The 4,745-nt window shown below is 68.6% G+C and carries 4 protein-coding genes and 2 pseudogenes; 1 reads left to right on the top strand and 5 read right to left on the bottom strand.

Features of this window, described 5'->3' with window-relative positions:
- A pseudogene (locus AB0N07_RS49750) lies at positions 1–252 on the top strand (hypothetical protein); the annotation flags it as partial.
- Here the strand turns inward: AB0N07_RS49750 and AB0N07_RS49745 are convergent.
- From AB0N07_RS49745 to AB0N07_RS49725, 5 genes and pseudogenes are all read right to left on the bottom strand, one after another.
- A complete protein-coding gene (locus AB0N07_RS49745) occupies positions 244–414 on the bottom strand; it encodes a hypothetical protein (RefSeq protein WP_365847455.1) in 171 nt (56 codons plus the stop codon). The pseudogene AB0N07_RS49750 and the gene AB0N07_RS49745 sit on opposite strands and share 9 nt — an antisense overlap.
- A gap of 57 nt (positions 415–471) precedes the next feature.
- Positions 472–783, bottom strand: a complete 312-nt coding sequence (locus AB0N07_RS49740; RefSeq protein ID WP_365847453.1) for a hypothetical protein — start codon at positions 781–783, stop codon at positions 472–474.
- 59 nt (positions 784–842) lie between these two features.
- On the bottom strand, positions 843–2,186 hold the full coding sequence (locus AB0N07_RS49735; RefSeq protein ID WP_365847451.1) for a helicase associated domain-containing protein: 1,344 nt from the start codon (positions 2,184–2,186) through the stop codon (positions 843–845).
- A gap of 675 nt (positions 2,187–2,861) precedes the next feature.
- Positions 2,862–4,061 carry an endonuclease domain-containing protein gene (locus AB0N07_RS49730; RefSeq protein ID WP_365847449.1) on the bottom strand — a complete coding sequence of 400 codons (1,200 nt, stop codon included), beginning with the start codon at positions 4,059–4,061 and terminating at the stop codon, positions 2,862–2,864.
- A gap of 137 nt (positions 4,062–4,198) precedes the next feature.
- Positions 4,199–4,745, bottom strand: a pseudogene (locus AB0N07_RS49725) (hypothetical protein); the annotation flags it as partial.

Here is a 4,745-nt window from a genome sequence, read left to right as displayed (position 1 = left end):
CCGGATGACAGGGAAACCGTCATGTCCGGTTCGGCGGGAGGCCGCGCGGAACAGGACCTGTCACAGCAGGCACCTCACCGCGCGGCCGACCCAACTGCGTGGCTGGTCAACTGCCGTCGTCTGGTGAGGGATTACGAGCGCAGTTCCGCGGCGCACGAGGCGTATGTGAAGTGGGCGATGGTCACCTTGATGACCCGCCGGCTCGCCGCGGCGGGGCCGACACCCGCACCACAGGCGTCGGCCTCAGCGTGAGACGGGGCCGAAGGAACGGCCGTCCTCGCTGGCCAGCCAGCACCGTTCGACCAGCCGCTTGAGCTGCGCGCGGACGCCTTCGATCCGGCTGCGGCCGGCTCCTTCGCCGAACAGGGCACGGACCACGTCCACCACCCGCACCGGCGCGTTGGCGCCCGACACGAACGCGACGATCTCGCAGTACAGGCCGGGCAGCCGGGCCGGATCGGCCCCGTCGCTTCACTGCGGCACATACCGCGAGGCGGACTCCGCCCCGCCCGTGCCCGGTGAGGACGCCGCGGCGTCGCCCACGTCCGCAGCCGCCGGCCCGTGGGCCGCACCGTCCACGCTGTCGGACCGGTCCTCGGCCCTGCCCTGCCGCAGTTCCTGCTCGACCTCCTCGAAGATCTCACCGCCGATACGCCAGCGCGTGACCTGCTCTTCGACCTGGTCGGCCTCCCGCTGCAACACCGCCATCCGCTCGCGGAGTTCGGCGGCCCGCGTCTCGAGATCGCGCAGGCGGCGCTTCATGACAGCAGCGGGTGTGGGCACGGCGGGCCTCCGGGCTCGATGACGAGAACGCCGTCACCCTGCACGCCCGAAACCGAAGATCACAAGCTGCAAACATCCAGCTCAGACACCTGATCGCTTGGAAAACAGCTACTGACACGCGTGCTCTCGGCGCAACTACCGCCGTGGCAACAAGCCGTGGTCCCCTGGATGACTCCCATCGCCAACCTATCATTCGAGCTCACAGGCATCGCAGACCCGTCGGCTGACCGGGGCGCCCGGCACGATTTTCCTCTCCTCGAGGTGATCAGCGCAGCGACTCTGGCGTTCCTATCATGTAACTGCTCGTAGCAGGAGATCTGGTGGCGCAGCCACCGCTGAAGCCAGCGCGGCAGCCCGGCCAGGTTGTCGCCGCCGTGCACCGGCCCCTGCTCGTGCACATGGGCGCGGGCCCGGTACCAGGCACGCTGCCAGTCGACGGGCCAGGGCGGGTTCCACCACGCATTCAGGCGTCGAAGCTGCTCCGCTTGTTCCATGGTCAGCGACGCCGCATCGGCACGCCGGTTGGCCAGCCACCGCCCTAGATCAAACCCCTCCTGCACCCGGCCATCGGTGTGCGCGACGGCCAGATGCCCGAACCGCTCCACATGAAGACGAGCTTGATCGAGGCCTTCGGCGAACAACTGCGCATGCCGCTGCTCCAAGCCCCGGCCTTGCCCGGCCCGCCGCGGCACTCTCAACTCTTCCCGCCAGCCTCTCTGCGCCGTCGGTTCGCCATGTCCTGCCGCACCCGAACCCCTACGTGCGCCAGGACCTGCGCTCAGAGGGTCTGCCAGCCGGCGCAGGCCCATTCCTACTTCCACCGGCCGGTGCGCGCTGTGCACCCACCACAGCCCATACCGCCCCTGCTGCGCCAACGACCCCGCCGGACGGCGCTGCTCACGGACCGCCGCGCGAGCCCAGGACGCCAACGGCCCGCCATGGCCGTCCGCTTCCAGCTCAACCAGCCACTCCCGTCCCAGCCGCTTGCCCAAGGCGGCAGCAAACCGCTCACCGCTACCCCGGCCGCGCACCAAAGCACCCGAACGGTTCTCAGCGACCAGCTGCTGCATCCGCGGGTCCACCAGAGCTTCCGCTACCGCGACGACCTCCGGGAACATCACCACGTCCCGTACCAGCAGCCGCCACTGCTCAACGCTCCAGCCCGCCGGATCCGGACACCACCGGCGCGTAGCCGCCACCAGCTGCTCTAGGCGCGGCCCCCATACCGTCTCCCGCTCCCAGAAATCCCCCCGCCCCCACCACCCGCACACCACCGCACGCGCTAGCCCGAACACCTGACGAGGCGCCGCGTCGGCCGCCTGCCCTATCCGCTCCACCCGGTCCCACTGACGCTGCGCCCGGATCAACTCCATCACCAGATTCCCGGCATCAACGAATTCCACCGGATGGCCTTCGCCCACCTCCAGCAGCCACCGGCCATGCCGCGCACACAGCCGCCGCCACTGCGGCCAGTACGCCCAGACCGGCGCCCCACCGCTGCCACGCCGGGCCGCGCACAACCTGCAGCCGAACACCACCGGCCCCCACTCCGAAGCCCCCGACTGCCACCTCGCCCACCCCTGCCCGTCCTCGCCACGGCCAGCCAGCTCCGTCGGCCCTGCCGTCCAGGACGGCAACGCCCGCGCGAGATGGCCTGCCGGCACACGACACCACCCGGCCAACTGCCCCTGCACCACTGCGTTCAGGAGCACCTCACCGTCGGGACGCGCACCATGTCTTTGATGCACGGGATTTGCCCACTGCCACCCCGCCGTCAGGTCGGTTACCTGCAGCCGGTAGGCGGACGCCACCCGGTGCAGAAAAGACCACGTCGTTTCCCCTGGAAGGGGTGTCACCCGCAGGGCCGCCTCCACAGCATCGATTTCCGCCCAATTCGCTCTTGCTTCCTGGTCGCTGCGGTGCAACCCGGCGACCCCGGAGACCGACTGGTCAAGACGGCACGGTGCGTGACCGGTATGAAGAGCGCACCGGCTCTGCTTGGAGACCCCCGGCGCGGGGCAGCCGCCCGGCCGGGGGAAGCGTAGGAACCAGAGGAGCAGAGCGACTGTGACAGGACGTCAGACGGAGTCCTGGTCAGGAGTATCGGTCTCGGCTGCCAGAGCCTTTTCCGCGAACTCACTCACCAGGAGCCTGACTTGGGAAGCGGGCACGACCTGTTCCCACCGGTAGGTGGACGTATGGTGCCAGCAATGGAGACGGAAGCGGACCGACCCATCTCCCTCCACCGCACCCCACGGATATCGGGGCGGCTGCGTACATGAGTCGTGAGGTTCGAACACAAATGTGCGGAGCACGACGTCGGGGTGGTGCCGCGGCGGCAACATACCTTCACGACGGCAGCCGTCGCACTGTAAGAGGTGCTGTACCGCGCCCGGGCGGTTGATGAACTGGTAGCCGCCACCTTCGTACGTATTGCAGCTAGCGCACACTGGACCACGGACGAATCCGTGCTCGTGGCAGTGGTCCCAGTACATGGCCTGCCGCGGGCTGGGGCACAAGACGCACAGGAATGCGTCCGGTTGCGAGTTCTTCGGAAGCGACTTGTACTGCCTGCCCCGCAGATGGCCTTTGTACCGGCGGGCGGCGGCGCTGGTGCATGAGGGACACAGGGTGGTGTATCCGGCAGTGCTGGAGGAACGCCATTCCCAGATGTCTCCTTGGGCTCCGCACCGGCTGCAGCGGGCGGCCTTTTCAGCGAACTGGGCGGTGATTTGCTCCGCCCGGTCGAGAAGGGCGGCGTAGGCACGCGGGACCATCCAGATCGCGCCGGACCACGTCAATAGCGGCAGTGGGCGGGTGGAGGCGATACTCCGTTGGCCGTAGCGTGCTTCGACCTGTTCCCAGGTTGCCCCGCACCCCAGCCCGTGTTGGTTCGGCCGGGTGCGGTCGCACGGTTGTTGGCCTTCGCACTGGCAGCCGTTGGCGGTCTGGTCCTCGTAGGCGACTTGGTCGAACCAGTTCATGATCTGTAAACGCCACGTGTGTCCGCGGTCGGTGGGTAGGGGACGGGCGTCGACCAGATCGTCGAGATCGATCGCGAGCGAGGCCAGCTGTTCGCCGGCTTTGCGGATGTCCCGTTCGTCCAGCCGCCACTTGTTCTTGTGTTTGTAGCCGCGGACGGCGACGTCTCCGATGAGTACGTGGTCACTGGTCTGGAAGGCGTAGCGGGCCATGTTTGCCGGGGCTGCAGGAACGGGGCAGCCTTTCGTCAGTTCCTTCAGTAACTGGCTCGCGTATTCGGGGCTGATGAGCGGCATGATGTATCTCCTTGCACGCGTTGAGGAAAGGGCGGGGGACCGCGGGGGAAGAGCCGCCCGTGGCGGTCCACGGTCGGCGATGCTGTGCGGCATGCGCCGACCTGGTAGCGGATGGACCCGCTGTGAGCCAGGGGACGTCACAGGTACGGTGCTCTCCCTGGTCGTCGCGGGGGAAGTGGTTCCCACCCGCTGGTCAGGAAGGCTGCTCTGGCCTGCTCCGACAAGGCGCGAGTACGACCGTCGCCGAGGAGAGCGGCGCGGTCGCTGTACTCGGCGGGCCGTGCCACGGACTGGTCCACCGTCCATAAGCGGTCATCGCTGGTGCCGTCTGCCACGGTGAGCAGCCACTGCCGAAGCGGATCCGCTCGTGAGGCCTCCCAGCCGCGGGCGCGGCTACAGGCACCCAGCCAGTCCGCGAGCCACGGCCTGCCGATGCGGAGGCCAACCTCCTGGAGGAACAACCCCTCGGCGGCAGCAGCGCCTACAGTTGCGACGCTCAAGCGCAGGCGCTGCTGCCAGCGGCCGTCCCCGAGTAGCCGGGCGACGGCAATCGTTTCCGGATAGGCCAGCAGGGCATGAGGCACGATGGCCGCCGGCGGGCACCCCGTGACCGCGGCGAGTCGGCGCACCCGGTCCTGCCAGATGGTCTCCGATCTCCATCGCTGCACCTGCCACGACCACACC

It is taken from the genome of Streptomyces sp. NPDC051172, assembly GCF_040682555.1.
GTDB lineage: Bacteria > Actinomycetota > Actinomycetes > Streptomycetales > Streptomycetaceae > Streptomyces.
Note: the sequence above shows the minus strand (reverse complement) of the source record. Positions and strands in the feature narration are given on the sequence as shown.